The 17,936-nt window shown below is 47.7% G+C and carries 14 protein-coding genes; 13 read left to right on the top strand and 1 reads right to left on the bottom strand.

The features are described from left to right. The first annotated feature begins 7 nt into the window (after positions 1-7). The 13 genes from L1N85_RS23080 to L1N85_RS23015 all read left to right on the top strand — a co-directional run bounded on the left by L1N85_RS23080 (position 8) and on the right by L1N85_RS23015 (position 16,907). Positions 8-1,162, top strand: a complete 1,155-nt coding sequence (locus L1N85_RS23080; RefSeq protein WP_235241400.1) for a diphosphate--fructose-6-phosphate 1-phosphotransferase — start codon at positions 8-10, stop codon at positions 1,160-1,162. Next, entirely contained in the window at positions 1,162-1,911 is a 750-nt protein-coding gene (locus L1N85_RS27740; RefSeq protein WP_328285271.1) for a GntR family transcriptional regulator, read from the top strand. The genes L1N85_RS23080 and L1N85_RS27740 overlap by 1 nt, the downstream gene beginning before the upstream one ends. A 12-nt stretch (positions 1,912-1,923) precedes the next feature. After that, positions 1,924-2,796, top strand: coding sequence for a class II fructose-bisphosphate aldolase (locus L1N85_RS23065; RefSeq protein WP_235241399.1), 873 nt, complete (start codon positions 1,924-1,926; stop codon positions 2,794-2,796). A 38-nt stretch (positions 2,797-2,834) separates the two neighbouring features. Next, positions 2,835-4,265: an aldehyde dehydrogenase family protein gene (locus L1N85_RS23060; protein WP_407946554.1), complete on the top strand. Its 1,431-nt coding sequence runs from the start codon at positions 2,835-2,837 to the stop codon at positions 4,263-4,265. Between the two features lie 17 nt (positions 4,266-4,282). Further along, on the top strand, positions 4,283-4,441 hold the full coding sequence (locus tag L1N85_RS23055) for a hypothetical protein (protein WP_235241398.1): 159 nt from the start codon (positions 4,283-4,285) through the stop codon (positions 4,439-4,441). A gap of 10 nt (positions 4,442-4,451) precedes the next feature. Next, positions 4,452-5,444, top strand: coding sequence for a bile acid:sodium symporter family protein (locus tag L1N85_RS23050; RefSeq protein ID WP_235241397.1), 993 nt, complete (start codon positions 4,452-4,454; stop codon positions 5,442-5,444). Next, positions 5,444-6,940 carry a glycerol kinase GlpK gene (gene glpK, locus L1N85_RS23045; protein WP_235241412.1) on the top strand — a complete coding sequence of 499 codons (1,497 nt, stop codon included), beginning with the start codon at positions 5,444-5,446 and terminating at the stop codon, positions 6,938-6,940. The genes L1N85_RS23050 and glpK overlap by 1 nt, the downstream gene beginning before the upstream one ends. A 201-nt stretch (positions 6,941-7,141) precedes the next feature. Beyond that, positions 7,142-8,716, top strand: coding sequence for a response regulator (locus L1N85_RS23040; RefSeq protein WP_407946553.1), 1,575 nt, complete (start codon positions 7,142-7,144; stop codon positions 8,714-8,716). A gap of 14 nt (positions 8,717-8,730) precedes the next feature. After that, a complete protein-coding gene (locus L1N85_RS23035; protein WP_235241395.1) occupies positions 8,731-10,503 on the top strand; it encodes a cache domain-containing sensor histidine kinase in 1,773 nt (590 codons plus the stop codon). Positions 10,504-10,683: 180 nt separating this feature from the next. Further along, positions 10,684-11,973, top strand: coding sequence for an ABC transporter substrate-binding protein (locus tag L1N85_RS23030; RefSeq protein ID WP_235241394.1), 1,290 nt, complete (start codon positions 10,684-10,686; stop codon positions 11,971-11,973). A gap of 141 nt (positions 11,974-12,114) precedes the next feature. Continuing rightward, a complete protein-coding gene (locus tag L1N85_RS23025) occupies positions 12,115-12,990 on the top strand; it encodes a carbohydrate ABC transporter permease (RefSeq protein ID WP_235241411.1) in 876 nt (291 codons plus the stop codon). Continuing rightward, on the top strand, positions 12,983-13,807 hold the full coding sequence (locus L1N85_RS23020; protein WP_235241393.1) for a carbohydrate ABC transporter permease: 825 nt from the start codon (positions 12,983-12,985) through the stop codon (positions 13,805-13,807). The genes L1N85_RS23025 and L1N85_RS23020 overlap by 8 nt, the downstream gene beginning before the upstream one ends. A 49-nt stretch (positions 13,808-13,856) precedes the next feature. Next, positions 13,857-16,907 carry a glycoside hydrolase family 2 TIM barrel-domain containing protein gene (locus L1N85_RS23015; protein ID WP_235241392.1) on the top strand — a complete coding sequence of 1,017 codons (3,051 nt, stop codon included), beginning with the start codon at positions 13,857-13,859 and terminating at the stop codon, positions 16,905-16,907. 310 nt (positions 16,908-17,217) lie between these two features. On the opposite strand, the gene L1N85_RS23010 is transcribed toward L1N85_RS23015, so the two are convergent. Next, the gene (locus L1N85_RS23010) at positions 17,218-17,739 is read right to left on the bottom strand and encodes a GNAT family N-acetyltransferase (RefSeq protein ID WP_235241391.1); all 522 of its coding nucleotides are present in this window, start codon (positions 17,737-17,739) and stop codon (positions 17,218-17,220) included. Positions 17,740-17,936: the final 197 nt, after the last annotated feature.

Raw genomic sequence — 17,936 nt, 5'->3', positions numbered from 1 at the left:
ACAGGGTATGCATAAGATTGCCGTCGGTCAAGCCGGAGGGCCTACCACTGTTATTAACGCAAGTCTGGTAGGATTTATAGACGGATTACCCGAAAATACAGAGGTTTTCGCTGTACTGAACGGTTATCAAGGTTTGGTTAATGAGGATTTTGAACGGCTGGAAGGCCCCTTTTATGATTGGGTTAAACAACACAAAACCATTCCGGGAGCTTGCCTGGGATCAGGAAGATATCCATTCACACCAGACTTGATGATCCAAGCCGTTCATAATTTGAAAAGAAATGATATTCATACTCTCGTTTTTATTGGCGGGAACGGAACGATGGCTGCTCTGCAGAAAATGAACAGTATCGCAAAGACGATGAATTATGATCTGCAAACGATCGGAATACCGAAAACGGTCGACAATGATTTGGCCGGAACTGATCATGCCCCCGGTTACGCAAGCGCAGCCCGTTACGTCGCATCGTCAGTGAGAGATATAAGCAAAGACTTAGAGTCTATGCGAAATTTCGAACAGGTGCGGATTATTGAAACAATGGGCAGAAATGCAGGCTGGTTGTCATTAGCCAGCGGATTGTTAAAGCAATCCGAGTTAGATGGACCCCATTACATTTATATACCGGAAGTGCCTGTCGAGCAAGATCGATTCATTAAGGACATTCAGCAATGCGTAAATGACATTGGTATGGCTACTATCGTTGTGAGCGAAGGGTTTACCTTTGCCGGTTCATCCAAGGTAGAGCGGGAGGTCATTAACGGCAGGTCCGTACTAGGCGGCATATCCGGCTATATGGAACAAATGATTCGAGATCAGCTCGGACTGACGGTTCGTTCAGAAAACATGGGAATGAATCAGCGAAGCGCCTACTGGGCTGTATCAAAGCAAGATCAATTGGAAGCGTACGAGGTCGGTCGGCAGGCGGCGCTTTATATGAAGCAAGAGAAGACGAATGTCATGGTTAGTATACAAAGACGACTCTCATTAGGATATAATTACTTATTAAGTGATGTAGCTCTCACAAGCGTAGTCAACGGCGGAGAGAGGCGTGTGCCTCCAGCATTTATTGCGAATCGGGCAGATTTTAACGGCTGGCTGGAGCAAATCATCGGAGAGCCCATTATGACTTATCCTCCCATGTGGAGAAGGAGTGCTTTTTAATGAGTAATGAACACTTTGTCCCAAATGCAGTTGATCCGAACAAAAATGTTTCTTTGTATCTTCAGGTAAAGGATACGCTGCTTAAATATATTCAGAATCAAACTTGGCGAGCGCACACGCTCATTCCAACGGAGCAAGAGCTGATGGAGCTGTTCAATGTCAGCCGCACGACGATTCGTCAAGCGATTACGATGCTTGTACAGGAAGGCCTGCTTGAGAAACGTCAAGGAAAAGGTACAATCGTGCTCCCTATGAAGCTGGTTGGGAACCTTGGGCGGTTACGGGGATTCGCAGAAGAAGTCATGGAGAGAGGTCTTATTCCCCGCTCTCAATTGATCAGAGCCGAATTTATATCGATGCTTAGTTATGAGAAGTCCATGCTGCAAATTCCAGACAATGAATCCGTTCTTCTTATCGAAAGGATTCGCTTTGCGAACGACACGCCTATTGCGATCGAGCGCAGCTGTTGGCCGGAGAAAATCGGACAGGTTTTGATGAAATACGATTTAAACTCCGCCAAATATTATGAAATATTGGAAAGCAACAACGTTTTCCTGAAGAAAGCAAATGAGAAAATATCGGCTATCAACGCCACGCTGCATGAAGCCGACCTGCTTGGCATACGCGGGGGAGAAGCGCTGCTTGAGATGACCCGCTTAAGCTATGGCATCGATGGGCTACCGATGGAATTTACGAGAACGAAGTTTAGAAGTGATCAATATAGTTATGATATTGAACTTACACGATAGGGGCGAATGTTCATGTCTTTTATTTCCGGTAAACATTTATTGACGCAAGCATGGCGGGACGGGTATGCGGTAGGAGCGTTCAGTGCACATAATGCGGAAACGATTCAAGCGATTATTATGACGGCAGAAGCAGAGCAAGCGCCTGTCATGATTCAAGTGGGTCAACGGGTTATCCATCACATGGGACTTGAACAGATGAAGGTGATGATCGATACGTTCGCTAAGAAAACGACTGTCCCGATCTGTATTCATTTGGATCACAGCCGTCAATATAATCAGACGATTGAAGCGATTCAACTCGGTTTCCAATCGGTGATGTTCGACGGATCAGCATTGCCCTTTGAAGAAAACGCGTCAATTACGCGGAAAGTTGTAGAGGTTGCGAGGGTGCTTGGCATCGGTACTGAGGGTGAGATCGGCAAGATCGGCGGTACGGAGGACGATATTACTGTCGATGAAGAAGACGCGATGATTACATCGGTACAGGATGCGGTACAATTCGTTAACGAGACCGATGTCGATTATTTGGCTGTTTCGATTGGAACGGCGCACGGCATGTACAAAAATCCGCCAAACCTTGCCTTCGAACGTTTGCAGGAAATCAACGAAGCGGTGAAACGCCCAATCGTGCTTCACGGGGGCTCTGACGTACCGGATGAGCAAATACGTAAAGCTATTGCGCTAGGCATTGCGAAAATTAATGTAGATACGGAACTGCGCCAATCGTTTACTTTGGGCATGCTGGATATTTTGAAGACGAATGAAGAGGAATATCATTTGGCTGTTTCGCTTGGACGAGGCCGTGCCTTTATGCAAGCCAAGGTGCAGGAGAAAATAAGATTGTTTGGCAGTGCAGGCAAAGCGTCTGATTTCAAGCTTAATTAGGGCTAAAAAGGTAGTAACATTATAATATATATGAGGTGATGTTTGTGGGAGCGGTACAACAATACAAGCTTTTCATTGACGGAAAATGGGAGCAAGCGGATCAAACGATGGAAGTCATCGATAAATTTACATTAAAGCCGTTTGCTGCTATAGCCAAAGCTAGGCGGCAGCATGTAACAGCGGCAGTGCAAAGCGCACACGCAGCTTTAAAGACCCCTTTTTCACCTTTTGAGCGATACAAGGTACTGTCCAAGGTAGCTCAGCTTCTTCAGGAGCATCGTGAAGATTTCGCCAACACCTTAGTTTTGGAAGTCGGCAAGCCTATTCGCGAGTCGTTGGGTGAAGTCGATAGGGCGATTCAAACGTTGATCATTTCCGCCGAGGAAGCAAAGCGGATTCATGGCGAAGGAGTACCCGTGGAGGCTGCAGCCGGCTCGGAGAAACGTATCGCTTTCACGATGCGGGTTCCGGTTGGAGTAATCGCAGCGATTACGCCGTTCAACGTTCCGTTAAACCTGGTTTGCCACAAAATTTGCCCGGCTATCGCCGCAGGAAACAGCGTCATTCTTAAGCCGTCCGATCTAACGCCGATTGTTTCTCTCAAGCTGGCGGAGCTGTTTTCCGAAGCGGGACTGCCTAGCGGCCGATTGCAGGTTGTAACCGGAGACGGTCCTGAAATTGGAACTTGGCTGCTGGACAATGAGCAGGTGCGGATGTTCTCTTTCACAGGCAGTTTGCGGGTTGGACAATTGATCCGTCAGAAGGCGGGTATTCGTAAAGTGGCTTTGGAGCTGGGTAACAACTCGGCGACTATCGTTCACAAAGACTGCAACATGGACCAAGCTGTGGAGATGGTAGCCGTCAAAAGCTTTAACAATTCCGGACAAGTTTGTATCTCGGTTCAGCGGGTGTTTGTTCATGAGGACATTAAAGCTGAATTTGCCCGGCGCTTAAAGGAACGGACAGAGCAGTTTGTAGTCGGCAACCCGCATGATAAGCAAACCGACATCGGACCGATGATCAGCTTGAAGGAAGCTGAGCGCGTTGAAGGCTGGGTGCAAGAGGCCGTTGATCAAGGCGCATCCTTGATTTCAGGAGGCAAACGTGACGGAGCGCTCTATTACCCTACCATTTTGACGGACATTAAGCCTGAGATGAAAGTATGCCGCCAGGAGGTTTTCGGCCCGGTCGTTTCGATAGATACCTATCAGGAAATAGATGAGGTTATTCATAAGGTCAACGATTCCGAATACGGCCTGCAAGCCGGCTTATTTACGAATGATTTGGCTTTTGCAATGAAAGCGGCTAAGGAGATTGAAGTCGGCGGACTTATCATCAATGATGCTTCAGCATACCGGGTCGATCATATGCCTTATGGCGGCGTGAAAAATAGCGGTACAGGAAAAGAAGGTCCAAGCTACGCAATTGAGGAAATGACGGAAGAAAAGCTCATTGTTATTAATTTATAACACGGAGGATGAATAGGTTGGACACTCCATTATCCGGACTGCAGAGACAGCAACTCATCAACGATGTTTCGGGCCAACCATTTGATTTATTGATGGACGATGAAACGAAGAAACGCGAAGAAGCGGAAATAAACAAGTATTTAGAAGAAGCAGTTGAAGCTCTTAAAATATGCTAGGGGACCGAATATGGGAGTCATGCATAAAACGAATGGCTTTATGGAGAAATGGATTGCCGTTATCATGCCTTTAATTATGGTGACGGGCATCTTTCTAGGAAGTGCCCTCTCGCACTTGACATCATGGACTTCGTTTCTCTTCATGGTATTAACGTTTGTGTCTGCAATAAATGCGAATTATCGCAAGTTTTTCAAACTTTTTCAGAAGCCGTTGCTGCTTGTTACTTTTCTGATCGTCATCCATATGCTCATACCGCTGGTCGTATTTCAATCCGCTCATGCCGTGTTTGCTGCTCAGCCAGGATTAGTTGCAGGAATCACTTTATCCGTGCTGCTTCCGCTGGGAGTAACATCCATATTTTGGGTGTCCTATAACAAAGGAGATTTGGAAACGACGTTGTCTTTAGTATCGCTGGATACTCTATTAAGTCCTTTTATCGTGCCTTTGACCTTCTCCTTTATATTAGGATCGCAAGTCAGCATGGATACGGAAAGCTTAATTATAAGTTTAGTCAAGCTGGTTCTCCTTCCAACTATTCTCGGAATGCTGCTCGGTGAATGGCTGCGAACCAAAGATGCTCATTCAATTGCCTGGTTTAAGCCAAGTGCTGCCATCGTTAGCAAAGGGTGTCTGTATGTCATCGTTTTGTTAAATGCCGCTTCGATATCCGGACAGCTTTCTGTCGTGAAGGGTCATTTTGTTCAATTATTGCTTGCTGTTATGTGCACGATGGTATTTGGTTATCTTATAAGCTATTTACTAGGAAAAATATTCGCAACCGATAATCAGACACGAATAGCAATCGCTTATTCTGGAGGAGTCAGAAATTATACCGTAGGTGTCGTATTGGCGGCGGCTTTTTTCGAGCCGATTGTTGGATTTCCTGTGCTGATAGCGATGCTTCTCCAGCATCCGTTAGCGTTGCTTTTTTATTATATTTTTCGCTGGTTTAATAGCAGTAATCGGGTTTATTCAACTTCATCAATTGAAGGAGAACGATGATGAAAAAGTATGTTTTAAGCATCGATCAGGGGACAACAAGCTCACGGGCTATTTTGTTTGACCATTCCGGAACGATTATTGGGGTGAAGCAGCAAGAAATTGCAACGTATTATCCACATTTAGGCTGGGTGGAGCAGGACCCTCATGAAATTTTGAGATCGGTAATGGAGTCGATTCATCTCTTACTTTCCGATTGCGCTGTTCGAGCGGATGAAATTGCATCCATCGGCATTGCCAATCAACGAGAGACGACCGTCATCTGGAATAAAAAAAACGGGCAGCCGATTTATCGTGCCGTTGTTTGGCAGAGTAAGCAAAGTAATGATTTATGCAGGCAATGGATTGATCAAGACATCAGCGAGGCAGTGAAGCGGAAGACTGGACTTATTATTGATTCGTATTTCTCGGCTTCCAAAATAAGCTGGATTATTGATCATGTCCCCGGTGCCAGGGATCTGGCTGATAATGGAGAGCTGTTATTCGGTACGATTGACACATGGTTAATTTGGAATTTATCGGGCGGAATACATGTTACCGACTATTCCAATGCGTCAAGAAGTATGATTTTTAATATTCACGAGTTGGAATGGGATGATGAATTATTGGAGCTGTTTCATATCCCTCGTTCCTTGCTTCCTGAGGTTCGTCCATCGAGCGAAGTCTACGGGCACGCAAACATTCATGGATGCTTTATACCGATTGCAAGCGCCATAGGAGATCAACAAGCGGCTTTATTCGGACAAACCTGCTTTCAGGAGGGCGATGTCAAAAATACGTATGGAACCGGTTGTTTTCTACTGATGAATACGGGCGGGCGGGTTGTTCATTCCAAGCATGGCTTATTATCAACGATTGCTTGGGGAATCGACGGGAAAGTGGAGTATGCTTTGGAAGGAAGCGTTTTTATTGCGGGAAGCGCCATTCAATGGCTGCGAGACGGATTGCAAGTCATTGAGAGCGCCGAACATTCTGAAACGGCTGCACGGCAAGTAGAGAGCTCTGAGGGAGTCTATGTCGTTCCGGCTTTTGTCGGATTAGGCGCACCTTATTGGGATATGCAGGCTAAAGGAGCAATGTTTGGTTTAACAAGGGGAACGACGAAAGAACATATCGTACGGGCAACGCTTGAATCGTTGGCCTACCAGACGAAAGATATCGTAATTGCGATGGAAGAGGATTCGAATATCGCTTTGAATAGCTTAAAGGTAGACGGTGGCGCAACGAGAAATGATCTGCTTCTGCAATTTCAGTCTGATATTTTGGATATTCCTGTCGAGAGACAAGTCATTATGGAAACGACAGCTCTTGGAGCGGCTTATTTGGCCGGTCTCGCCGTAAAGTTTTGGGATCATAGAGAGCAAATTGCAGGAAATAGAACAATCGACAAATTGTATTCGTCTTTGATGAGTGAGGGAAGACGTGCCGAACTTTATTCGGGCTGGAAGCAATCGGTGAACAGCACGATGGGGTGGAAGGTAAGAACGACGAACGAATAAGTAGCGAAAAAAGGTGTATGCCCAAGAGGGTATGCACCTTTTTTAATATATGAGGATGTATAAATCCAACTTTAAAACTATGCTTATATTTCACCGCGAAACTAGCTATACTCACAAGTGAAGTCGATAGCTGTTTACGCTTGCTAATTATTATGCTAGAAGCGTTTCGGTTATAATGAGGCAAAGTATCGTTGATGTTGCATGGGAGGGATCGTCTTGACGACGTTTGAATATTGCAGGGTGCTGATCGTAGATGACGAGGTATTAATCAGACAGGGAATCAAACATTTTATGAATTGGGAGCAGGAAGGCTTTCACATCGTAGGAGAAGCGTCGAACGGGGAGGAGGCGCTCGAGCTAATTGCCGAGCTTAAGCCGCATATCGTCATTACGGATATCGTTATGCCGGTGATGGATGGGGAGGAGTTAACGAAGCTCATTAAGCTGCATCATCCCGATATTGAAGTGATCGTATTAAGCAGCTTCGGCGAATTCGATTATGTCCGGTCAACCTTCCAGAGCGGAGTGGCGGATTATATTTTAAAGCCGAAGCTGGATTTGCAGCATTTGCTAACCGTGCTGAAAGTGACAGCGGATAAAATTCCGTCGCTTCGCGCTAAGGAAGCCGCAGGCGGATACCGTCTTTCCATGGAGAAGATTTTCGAGAAAATGCTTTCCGGATATGAGGTGGAGTATGATGCCAAGGACGTGGCCGCTGTTTTTCCGCACCGCTATTTCTGTCTGGTTGGAGCGGGCTTGAGAGGTCGCAAAAATCAAGCAAAGCATCGTCTCGACAGCCTAAAGCAGAAGATTGAGGCGGAGATAAATACGAGGCTGACGGATGCGGCCTGCCGCCTGCTGCCGACAGACTCCCATATTAGGGCTGTGCTGCTGAACGTGGATCAAAACGGGCTGGCCGCCTTGCCCGGTTGGGCCAAGGATACGGCCGAACTCATAGAATCCCCGGACGACATCGTCTTTGTCGTCAGTGAGCCGTTTACCGATTTTGCTCAAACGGGCCATATGTACAAAGAAAGTCTGCTTAGGCTGCTGGATTACTCCTTTTATTTTCCCGGTAAGCGCCTTCTGATTTATAATGAGCTGCCTAGCCCAATGCCAATCGCGGACACGTTTCATTTGAACCGGTTTACCGAGGAAATCAAGCGCGAGCGCTTCGAATCGGCGTTCCGGTATTTGCGCGAGCATGTGGAGGCTTTGGCTGCCGGCTATACGACCGATGTTTTCGAATTCAAGTCGTTTCTGGGCAATCTTATCTTCAATATAACGGTGCTGCTCGGCAATATGGAATACGGCACCAAGGAATTGGAGAAAAACAAATATACGTATTTCAAAGCGATTGAGGAATCCCGTCACGTCCACGAAGCGGTAGCGCGTCTGGATGAATTTATCGCGGAAGCGGACAAGTGCATAGCAGGCAAAGCAGCCCAACCCGGTAATGCGAATATGAAGAAACTGCTCGAATATATAGATGAGCATTATGCGGAGCCGCTTAACCTGACGGAGATGGCCAAGCATTTTCACTTTAATCCGTCCTACTTGTCCAGCTATTTCACGTCCCACAACAATGAAGGCTTTATCGAATATTTGCACCGGGTCCGAACGGAGAAGGCGGCCGAGCTGCTGCGCAAAGGGGAAGCGACCATTTCGGAAATAAGCGGATTGGTCGGTTATTCGGAACACAGCTATTTCTGCAAGGTATTCAAGAAGCACACCGGCATTTCGCCAAGCCGTTACCGCAGACAATATATGAAATAAGAGAAGAGATGGATATGAGACGTTTATTAGATCGTTTTAAATATAACGGGCTGTTCGTAAAAATGTTTATTATTATGGTAGTCAGCATCATCGCCGTGTCGGTGACGACCACGTGGACGACGATCAACATGTCGGAGCGCGTCTTCATGGAAACGTTCAGCATTACGAATTCCAAGGTCATCGAGCAAATCAAAAGCAGTCTGGATTCTTTTCATTACTCGATCGTAATCGCGTCGAACAATATTTCGCAGAGCGGCTCGATCCGGGGTTTCTTAACTGAGGGAGATGGAGAATCGCTGTCGATGTCCAATGCTTATTACAATATGAGCCAACAGATAAAAAGGATCAAATCCAGCTTGGAAACCTACGAGGTAGGCATTACGGTGACGGGAGTAAACGGCAGAACCTTCGCGACCGATCGCCCATACTGGCCAGTTTCCGATAACGAGCTGCGCCAGCACCCGATTACGCTAGGTACGCTCAAGGAGCCGCGCAGGCTAATTTATCAATATGACGATGCGAAGCGGTCCGGCACGCCTGGGAATGAGCCGACAATCATAGCTTCCAAGGCACTGATGGACCGGACCACGGACTTTGTGTATGGCATGATGTATTTTTCGATACGTGAGCAGGAATTCAAGCGGTTTTATGAGAGCTATACAAGCTTAGGCAATGATGTTGTTGTACTCGACAAACGGGGCACAATTGTATCGGCCAACCGCGAGGAATGGATCGGCGAGCCTTCGGCCGATCTGCTTCGTTATGCGAAGGAGATTGACGAGCAATCACTTGATTATAAAAATGTGGGCATCATGGGCAAGGATCAAATCGTGCTGTCGGAATATTTAGCTTCGTTTGATCTGTACGTGGTGAACCTGATCGATAAAGAAACGGCCATCGGCCAATTAATCGATACGAAAATGATCGTGCTTATCGTGATGGCTATCGTCTCTGCCGCAGTTATAATCGTCTTTCTTATTTCCCGCCGGCTGACGAAATCATTAACAAGACTGGTCAAGCAAATTTCCACGATTTCCAAATATGAATTCGATCATTATGTCACGGTCGGCGGCAGCTACGAAACGCGGCAATTAGGCCAGGCGTTCAACGAGATGCTGGACGAGCTGCAGGAATATGTCAAGGAGCTCGTACAAACGCAGCAGCAGCAGCGCAATGCGGAGCTGGAGGCGCTTCAGCAGCAAATTAACCCCCATTTTCTATACAATACGCTGGCGTCAGTGAAATTCATGGTGCAGCAGGGCAGTAAGGAGAAGGCGGCCGAAACGATCAACGCGCTTATTTCCCTGCTTCAGAATGCGATCGGCAACGTCAGCGAGACGATCACGCTGAGCCAGGAGCTGGTCAATATGAGAAATTACGTGTTCATTAATCATGTCAGGTACGGAGAACGGATCAAAGTGAACTATTTTATAGCGCCCGACTGTATGGGTTACCACGTTCCGAAGCTGATTATCCAGCCTTTTATCGAGAACGCGTTTTTTCATGCCTTCAATCGCAAAGCCGAGGGACATATTTATATTATGGCGGCGCAAGAAGCGGATGCGTTGATTTGTGAGGTCGTCGATGACGGCGACGGCATGGAAACTTCCTCCGGCAGCCTTCTTCCAGGCCCGAAGAGCAAACGGCAATTATTCACTGGAATAGGCGTGCGTAACGTGCATGACCGTCTAAAGCTGCTGTACGGCGAAGCGTACGGGGTAACGATTACAAGTGAGGTAGGAGAAGGGACGAGGGTGAAAATTCGAATTCCGCTGCTGAAAGGATAAAAATCGTCATAGTTTCCAAAAATCGTCCAACCATAAAGAAGCAATTCGACTAAATCGATAATAATTTGACAAGTCGAGGTAAAGATAATTCTAACGTCCCCAATCTTCAGAATGCTAATATGAATGCAGTAAGCCGGGAAACGCTTACAGGATAGACAAAACAGATACGGAGGTCTTGAAATGAAGAAAATAATTGTCTTGCTGCTTGTCAGCATCATGATATTGTCAGCCTGCTCGTCTGCGACGAACAACGACAATAACGCCGGCGAAACAGCGGAAACGAGTAAAATTACGATTTGGGCTTGGGATCCGAACTTTAACATTAAAGCGCTGAACCTCGCTAAGGACGCTTATACGGCGGATAACGCAGACGTTACCATCGATATCATCGAGAACGCGCAGAACGATATCGTTCAGAAGCTCAACACGGGATTGAGCTCCGGTACGACAAAGGGCTTGCCGAATATCGTATTGATCGAGGACTATCGCGCGCAAAGCTTTCTGCAAGCTTACCCTGACGCGTTCTATCCGCTGACGGATACGTTCAAAGCGGCTGACTTTGCCGAGTATAAGATCGGACCGACTAGCGTAGACGGCCAAAACTTTGGCCTGCCGTTCGATTCGGGTGTAACAGGATTGTATGTTAGAACGGACTATTTGGAGCAAGCAGGCTACTCGATCGAAGACATGCAGAACATCACATGGGACCAATATATTGAAATCGGCAAAGCGGTGAAGGAGAAAACAGGTAAGGATTGGATCTCGCTTGATCCTAACGACCTCGGTATTCTTCGAATGATGGCCCAGTCGGCAGGCTCCTGGTACTTGAAGGAAGATGGCAAGACGGCTGATCTGTCAGGTAATGCCGCACTGAAGGAAGCTTTCGAAACGTACAAAAAGCTGATGGATGCCAATGTCGTCAAAATTCATGCCGACTGGAGCCAATTCGTAGCTAACTATAATAGCGGCGATGTCGCTTCCGTGCCTACGGGCAACTGGTTTACGCCATCGATTACGGCTGCAGCAGACCAATCCGGCAAATGGGCGATCGCTCCGCTGCCTAAGCTGACAAACAACCCGGCCTCGGTTAACGCATCAAACCTCGGCGGAAGCTCCTGGTATGTGCTGAACGTTCCGGGCAAGGAGAAGGCAGCTGAATTCCTCGGCGCTACGTTAGGCTCGAATGTTGAGCTTTATCAGAAGCTGGTTATGGAAATTGGCGCTATCGGAACTTATAAGCCGGCGGCAGAAGGCGAAGCCTACAATGCAGCCAATCCGTTCTTCGGCGGACAAAAGATCGTATCCGACTTTGCATCGTGGACAGCCGAAATTCCTAACGTGAACTACGGCATGCACACTTACGCCGTCGAGGATATTCTGATTGTTGAAATGCAGAACTATTTGAACGGCAAGAGCATCGACCAAGTAATGACCGATGCGCAGAAGCAAGCGGATTCCCAAATTAAATAAAGCGAGCCAGACGAAGAAAGACCTTAGGAAAGCCGCCTGCCAGCGACGAAATCCGGTGGCAGGCGGCTTGTCCCGAGGTTTATTTTGAAAGGAAAGAAAAAGGAAGGAGCTGACGGCATTGTGAGAGAAGCCAAGGCAAGAATGAATATTAAAACAAGAACGAACGCCGTAAGCTGGTCATTCATTGCGGTGGCGGTTATTATGATTTGCGCTTTCTATTTCTACCCGATGATTCAGGCGCTTATCATGTCATTTCAATCGGGTACGGGAACGAATCTTTCTTTTGTCGGCATCGACAATTATACGCGATTGTTTACGGATTCCACCTTCAAAACGACATTAACGAATACGTTTATATATTTGATTGTGCAAGTGCCGCTCATGATTCTGCTTGCTTTATTTATCTCGGTATTGCTTAACGACAAAAATTTGAAGCTTAAGGGTTTCTTTCGCACGGCGATATTCCTGCCAGCCGTAACATCGCTTGTAGCCTATTCGGTTATTTTCAAATACTTATTCGGCGCTGACGGGTTGATTAACGTTATGCTATTGAAGCTGCACCTCATCTCGGTTCCGATCCAATGGATCACGGACCCGTTCTGGGCTAAAATTACGATTATTATCGCCATAACTTGGCGTTGGACCGGATATAATATGATTTTCTATTTATCGGCGCTTCAAAATATCGACAATTCCATCTATGAAGCGGCCCGCATCGACGGTGCATCCGCCTTCAAACAGTTTTCCAAAATTACGGTGCCGCTGCTGAAGCCGATCATTTTGTTTACGTCCATCACGTCGACGATCGGTACGCTGCAGCTGTTCGACGAGGTTATGAATATTACGAAGGGCGGCCCGGGGAACGCAACGATGACGCTCTCTCAATACATTTACAATCTGTCGTTCAAATACACGCCGGACTTCGGTTATGCGGCGACCGTGTCGTATGCCATCGTCATTCTGATCGTCATCTTCTCCGTTCTTCAGTTCAAAATGGCAGGTGATAAAAATGGCTAGTCTCAAACGTGTTTTTATTTATGTATTTCTAAGCGCCGCGGCTATCGTCTCGATTTTCCCGTTTCTATGGATGATCATCAGCTCGACGAATAAATCGGTGGACGTTACGCAGGGAAGGCTGCTTCCCGGCAAATATTTAGGCGAAAATTTAAGCAAGGTGATGGAGACGGTCGACCTTATCCCTGCTTTGCTCAATTCGGCGAAAATTTCGATTACGACGACGCTGCTTGCGATGCTGATCGCATCTTTGGCCGGCTACGGCTTCGAAATTTACAGAAGCAAGGCGAAGGATACGATATTCAGCATTTTGCTGCTGTCCATGATGATTCCGTTCGCGGCGCTCATGGTGCCGTTGTATCGCATGTTCGGCAGCATTACCCAAACCGTTCCGATCATCGGGATCAATACGATTTCTTCGGTTATTTTGCCGACCGTTACGACGGCGTTTCTTATTTTCTTCTTCCGTCAAAGCACGAAAATGTTCCCGCGGGATATGCTTGAAGCGGGACGAATGGATGGTTTGAGCGAGCTTGGCGTTTTCTTCCGGATCTATGTACCGACGATGAAGACCACATATGCGGCTGCGGCTATAATTACGTTCATGTCCAGCTGGAATAACTACCTGTGGCCGTTAGTGGTGCTTCAATCGCCGGAGAAAAGAACGATACCGCTGCTCATTTCTAATCTGGGCTCCAGCTACTCGCCGGATTACGGCGTCATCATGACGGTTATTCTGATCGCGACGCTGCCGACGGCCATCGTTTTCTTCCTCATGCAGAAGCATTTCGTCGCGGGAATGACTGGTTCGGTCAAGTAGAGAAGCAGATATATCAAGTAAGGAATACAGGTTGTTAGGAGAGGAAGCAATGAAAGCGAAAGTGTCCAGCTTGGACTGGTTAAGCGACGTGAGCGTATTCGCGGTGAATCGGCTGCCGGCGCATTCGGATCATGTCTATTATGCAACATTGGAAGAAGCGAAGCGGCGGGCTCCAATGCCTATGCGCCATGATTTGAACGGAGCGTGGAAATTTAATTACGCGGTTAATCCGGCAAGCCGTCCGGCCGAGTTTTACCGTTCAGATTACAGCTGCGCCGGATGGAATGACATTCAGGTGCCGGGACATATTCAACTGCAGGGCTATGGACAGCCTCAATACGTCAATACGATGTATCCGTGGGATGGACATGAGGAGCTGCGCCCTCCGCATATTTCGACCGATCATAATCCGGTCGGCAGTTATGTGAAGACGTTTATTGTGCCGGAATCGATGCAGGAAAACCCTGTTTTCCTTTCTTTCCAGGGTGTTGAGTCTGCCTTCTACGTATGGCTGAATGGCGAATTCGTCGGTTATGGCGAGGATAGCTTCACGCCTTCGGAATTCGAGCTGACTCCTTATTTGCGGGAAGGCGAAAACAAGCTAGCGGTAGAGGTGTACCAGCGTAGCACGGGAAGCTGGCTGGAGGATCAGGATTTCTGGCGGTTCTCCGGTATTTTTCGCGATGTTTACTTGTATACGGTGCCTGCCGTTCATGTACGCGATCTCGATGTGAGGGTAGAGCTCGATTCGACTTTCGGGAAAGGGACGCTGCTGGTTGGCCTTTCATTTCTTTCCGGCGTCCCTGCGGGGGCAAAGGCTGTTATGGAGCTTTATGATGCCGAAGGCAATCTGGTTGTATCGGCTTCGGCGGAGCCTTCCGGTGCAGATCGGGCGTCGACGGAGATGGCTGTAGAACGGCCTAAGCTATGGAGCGCCGAGCAGCCGTATTTGTATAAGCTATATATACAAATCTTTGATGGAGCGGGCCGTTTGGTGGAAGTGATTCCGCATAACGCGGGTTTCCGCCGCTTCGAAATGGTTGACAAAATCATGCGGATCAACGGCGAACGCATCGTCTTCAAGGGCGTGAACCGCCATGAATTCAACAGCCGCAGAGGCCGCGCGATTACGAAGGAGGATATGCTTTGGGATATCGCGACGATGAAGCAGAACAACTTGAACGCTGTCCGTACTTCGCATTATCCGAACCAGAGCTGCTGGTATGAGCTGTGCGACGAATACGGCATTTATGTTATAGACGAGATGAATCTTGAAACGCATGGCTCGTGGCAGAAGATGGGGGCGGTCGAGCCGTCGTGGAACATTCCGGGCAGCAAGCCGGAATGGCAGGATATCGTGATGGACCGGGCGGTATCGATGTACGAGCGGGACAAAAACCATCCGTCCATCGTCATTTGGTCTTTAGGCAATGAGTCGTACATTGGCGATGTGCTGGTTAACGTCACCCGTTATTTCAAGTCGGTGGACTCGGGCCGTCTCGTGCATTATGAGGGCGTTTTTTATGACCGCCGGTTCAGTGAGGCGAGTGACATGGAGAGCCGCATGTACGCGAAGGTTGCGGACATTGAGCAATATCTTGACGATAATCCGGACAAGCCTTATATCAGCTGCGAATATATGCATGCGATGGGCAATTCGCTTGGCGGCATGCATAAATATACCGAGCTGGAGCGGAAATATCCGATGTACCAAGGCGGCTTTATATGGGACTACATCGATCAGGCCATCGTGAAGAAGGACCGCTACGGCAAGGAGTTTCTTGCTTATGGCGGAGATTTCGGCGACCGTCCTGCCGATTACGGCTTCTGCACGAACGGGATCGTCTATGCCGATCGGAAGCTGTCTCCTAAGATGCAGGAAGTGAAGTTCCTCTATCAGAACATCAAGCTGACGCCTGATCGCAACGGCATTTCGGTCCGCAACGACAATTTGTTCGCGGATACCGCTGATCTTGAATTGGAGGTTGTCCTCTATCATGAGGGACGGGAACGGGAACGTTTGAAGCTGACCGCGGTCGTTGCGCCGCGAAGCGAGAAGCATATCCCGATCGTATTATCGGATGATTTGAATGCGCCAGGCGAATATGCCCTTCACGCCTCCTTTAGGCTGAAGGAAAACACGCTCTGGGCAGAAGCCGGCCATGAGGTCGCGTTCGGACAACATGTGTTCCGGGTAGCTTGTGCTGCGACGGACAAGCAAACTCTTTCTTTCGATACGTTGAAGGTCGTGCACGGCGATGTCAATATCGGCGTGAAGGGACATGATTTCAGCATCATGTTCTCCAAGCAGGCGATGAGCCTGATCTCTCTGAACTATGCGGGCAGAGAGATGATCGCGGCACCGCCTGCTCCGCTGTTCTGGCGGGCGACAACCGACAACGACAGGGGCTTCGCCCAAGGGTTTGACGCCTGCGACTGGTTCGCAGCCAGCCTGACTCGCAAATGCATCGGCATCGATGTGACGGAGGCGGAGAACGGAAGCAGCATGACAGTAGCGTACCGCTACCGGTTCCCGATTAGCGAGACGGCCGAGGCGAAGCTAGCTTACACGGTTTATCCGGACGGCAGTATTCGCGTTCAGGCGAATTACAGCGGCGCTGCGGGCCTCCCCCGCATGCCGATCTTCGCGGTTTCGTTCAAGGTGCCGGCCGATTACGACCAGCTGGAGTGGTATGCGATGGGGCCGGAGGAAAACTACGCGGACCGCGCAAGGGGGGCGAGGCTTGGCTTGTTCCGGAACACGGCAGCCGATAACGTATCCGGCTACGTCGTTCCCCAGGAGTCGGGCAACCGCACCGGCGTTCGCCGCGTGAAAGTGCTTGACAGGCAAGGACGCGGCATCCGGGTCGCAGCCTTGGAAGAGCCGGTGGAATGCGGCATATCCCCGTACACAGCGTTCGAGCTGGAAAGCGCGCAGCATCATTACGAGCTTCCTGATGCGCACTACACCGTCATTACGGTGGCTGGGCGGCAGATGGGCGTAGGCGGCGATGACAGCTGGGGCGCTCCGGTACACGAGGAATACACGATCAAAGCGGATGAGGATCTGGCTTTTGAGTTCATGATTGAGCGCGTATAAGTCCATATGTGGAAGACATGACCGGGTAAAGGAATTGTCTTGAAAACAGTTGCCGTACAAGCTATGAAATCCGCAACTTAAACGCAGCGGCAGCCTGGGACAGGAAAATATAGTCCTAGACTGCCGCTGCCATTATTGGAACTATCGTGTCCGTTGAATATATGGCGATAAATGTGACAATCCCCGTTATAATCCATTAGGAGTTAATTTTTCAATTTTAGTGTGACGTTTATCAGCAAGGAACCATTTCATCATAGAAAAATACTGTCCCAAAAGTTCCTTGTAGACAGTTGTTTTGCACAACCTCATGTTATATGACTTTACTGATTTCTAAAAAGCCTAACCGTTCCACTTGATACAAATCATAGATCTGTTGCGTATTATTTATAGATTTATATATTTGCTGATTTATATCATTTGCTAATTTGGCATAAGGTAGTTTTTCTACCGCCTTCTTCGATCGAATATTTTGTTTTCGGATTTTCAAAAATACCATTTCGATATTATATTCAAGAAACAGTTTATAAAATAAGGATTCCTTCGCTCGTTGGTTATAACCTTTTCCAAAATAAGGAGCTCCAATCCATGTGGCTAAGAAGCCTGTTTTATTAACAATATCATATAGATCAATGGTACCAATGGGATGTCCCATCTCGTTAAGAATCGTTCTAGAAATACATGTCTCCTGTTCTTCTTCAACGATCAACTGTTTGGTTATGAATATATATTCTTCATAAGATTGGCATTTATAACGAACGTAAGGAAAAACTGCAGGATCCATCATTAAGTTATACAGTGAATGGCATTCGTGCAAATCACGTTTTTTTAACATTATATCTCCACCCTAGTCCCTTTGATACGCTATATCAAACAATTTAAGTATATAAAAGGACTTGGGGGATTTTATGAATTCTACATTTTCTTTGTGTAAAATTTATCATCTCAGTCGAGAAGACTCCCTCTTCAACATAGTAAGGGGGAGATGAATCGATTTCTTTTTGGTTTATGAATGCGAACATACGTGCTATA

Source organism: Paenibacillus alkaliterrae, assembly GCF_021532375.1.
GTDB classification, from domain to species: domain Bacteria; phylum Bacillota; class Bacilli; order Paenibacillales; family Paenibacillaceae; genus Pristimantibacillus; species Pristimantibacillus alkaliterrae.
The sequence above is the reverse complement of the archived record's forward strand: the minus strand, read 5'-3'. Positions and strand labels throughout refer to the sequence as shown.

Excerpts from the sequence above, each read along its gene's own strand:
- L1N85_RS23080 (WP_235241400.1), top strand. The coding sequence starts at position 8 with ATGCATAAGATTGCCGTCGGTCAAGCCGGAGGGCCTACCACTGTTATT.
- L1N85_RS27740 (WP_328285271.1), top strand. The coding sequence starts at position 1,162 with ATGAGTAATGAACACTTTGTCCCAAATGCAGTTGATCCGAACAAAAAT.
- L1N85_RS23065 (WP_235241399.1), top strand. The coding sequence starts at position 1,924 with ATGTCTTTTATTTCCGGTAAACATTTATTGACGCAAGCATGGCGGGAC.
- L1N85_RS23060 (WP_407946554.1), top strand. The coding sequence starts at position 2,835 with ATGTTTGTGGGAGCGGTACAACAATACAAGCTTTTCATTGACGGAAAA.
- L1N85_RS23050 (WP_235241397.1), top strand. The coding sequence starts at position 4,452 with ATGGGAGTCATGCATAAAACGAATGGCTTTATGGAGAAATGGATTGCC.
- glpK (WP_235241412.1), top strand. The coding sequence starts at position 5,444 with ATGAAAAAGTATGTTTTAAGCATCGATCAGGGGACAACAAGCTCACGG.
- L1N85_RS23040 (WP_407946553.1), top strand. The coding sequence starts at position 7,142 with ATGGGAGGGATCGTCTTGACGACGTTTGAATATTGCAGGGTGCTGATC.
- L1N85_RS23035 (WP_235241395.1), top strand. The coding sequence starts at position 8,731 with ATGAGACGTTTATTAGATCGTTTTAAATATAACGGGCTGTTCGTAAAA.
- L1N85_RS23030 (WP_235241394.1), top strand. The coding sequence starts at position 10,684 with ATGAAGAAAATAATTGTCTTGCTGCTTGTCAGCATCATGATATTGTCA.
- L1N85_RS23025 (WP_235241411.1), top strand. The coding sequence starts at position 12,115 with ATGAATATTAAAACAAGAACGAACGCCGTAAGCTGGTCATTCATTGCG.
- L1N85_RS23020 (WP_235241393.1), top strand. The coding sequence starts at position 12,983 with ATGGCTAGTCTCAAACGTGTTTTTATTTATGTATTTCTAAGCGCCGCG.
- L1N85_RS23015 (WP_235241392.1), top strand. The coding sequence starts at position 13,857 with ATGAAAGCGAAAGTGTCCAGCTTGGACTGGTTAAGCGACGTGAGCGTA.
- L1N85_RS23010 (WP_235241391.1), bottom strand. The coding sequence starts at position 17,739 with ATGTTAAAAAAACGTGATTTGCACGAATGCCATTCACTGTATAACTTA.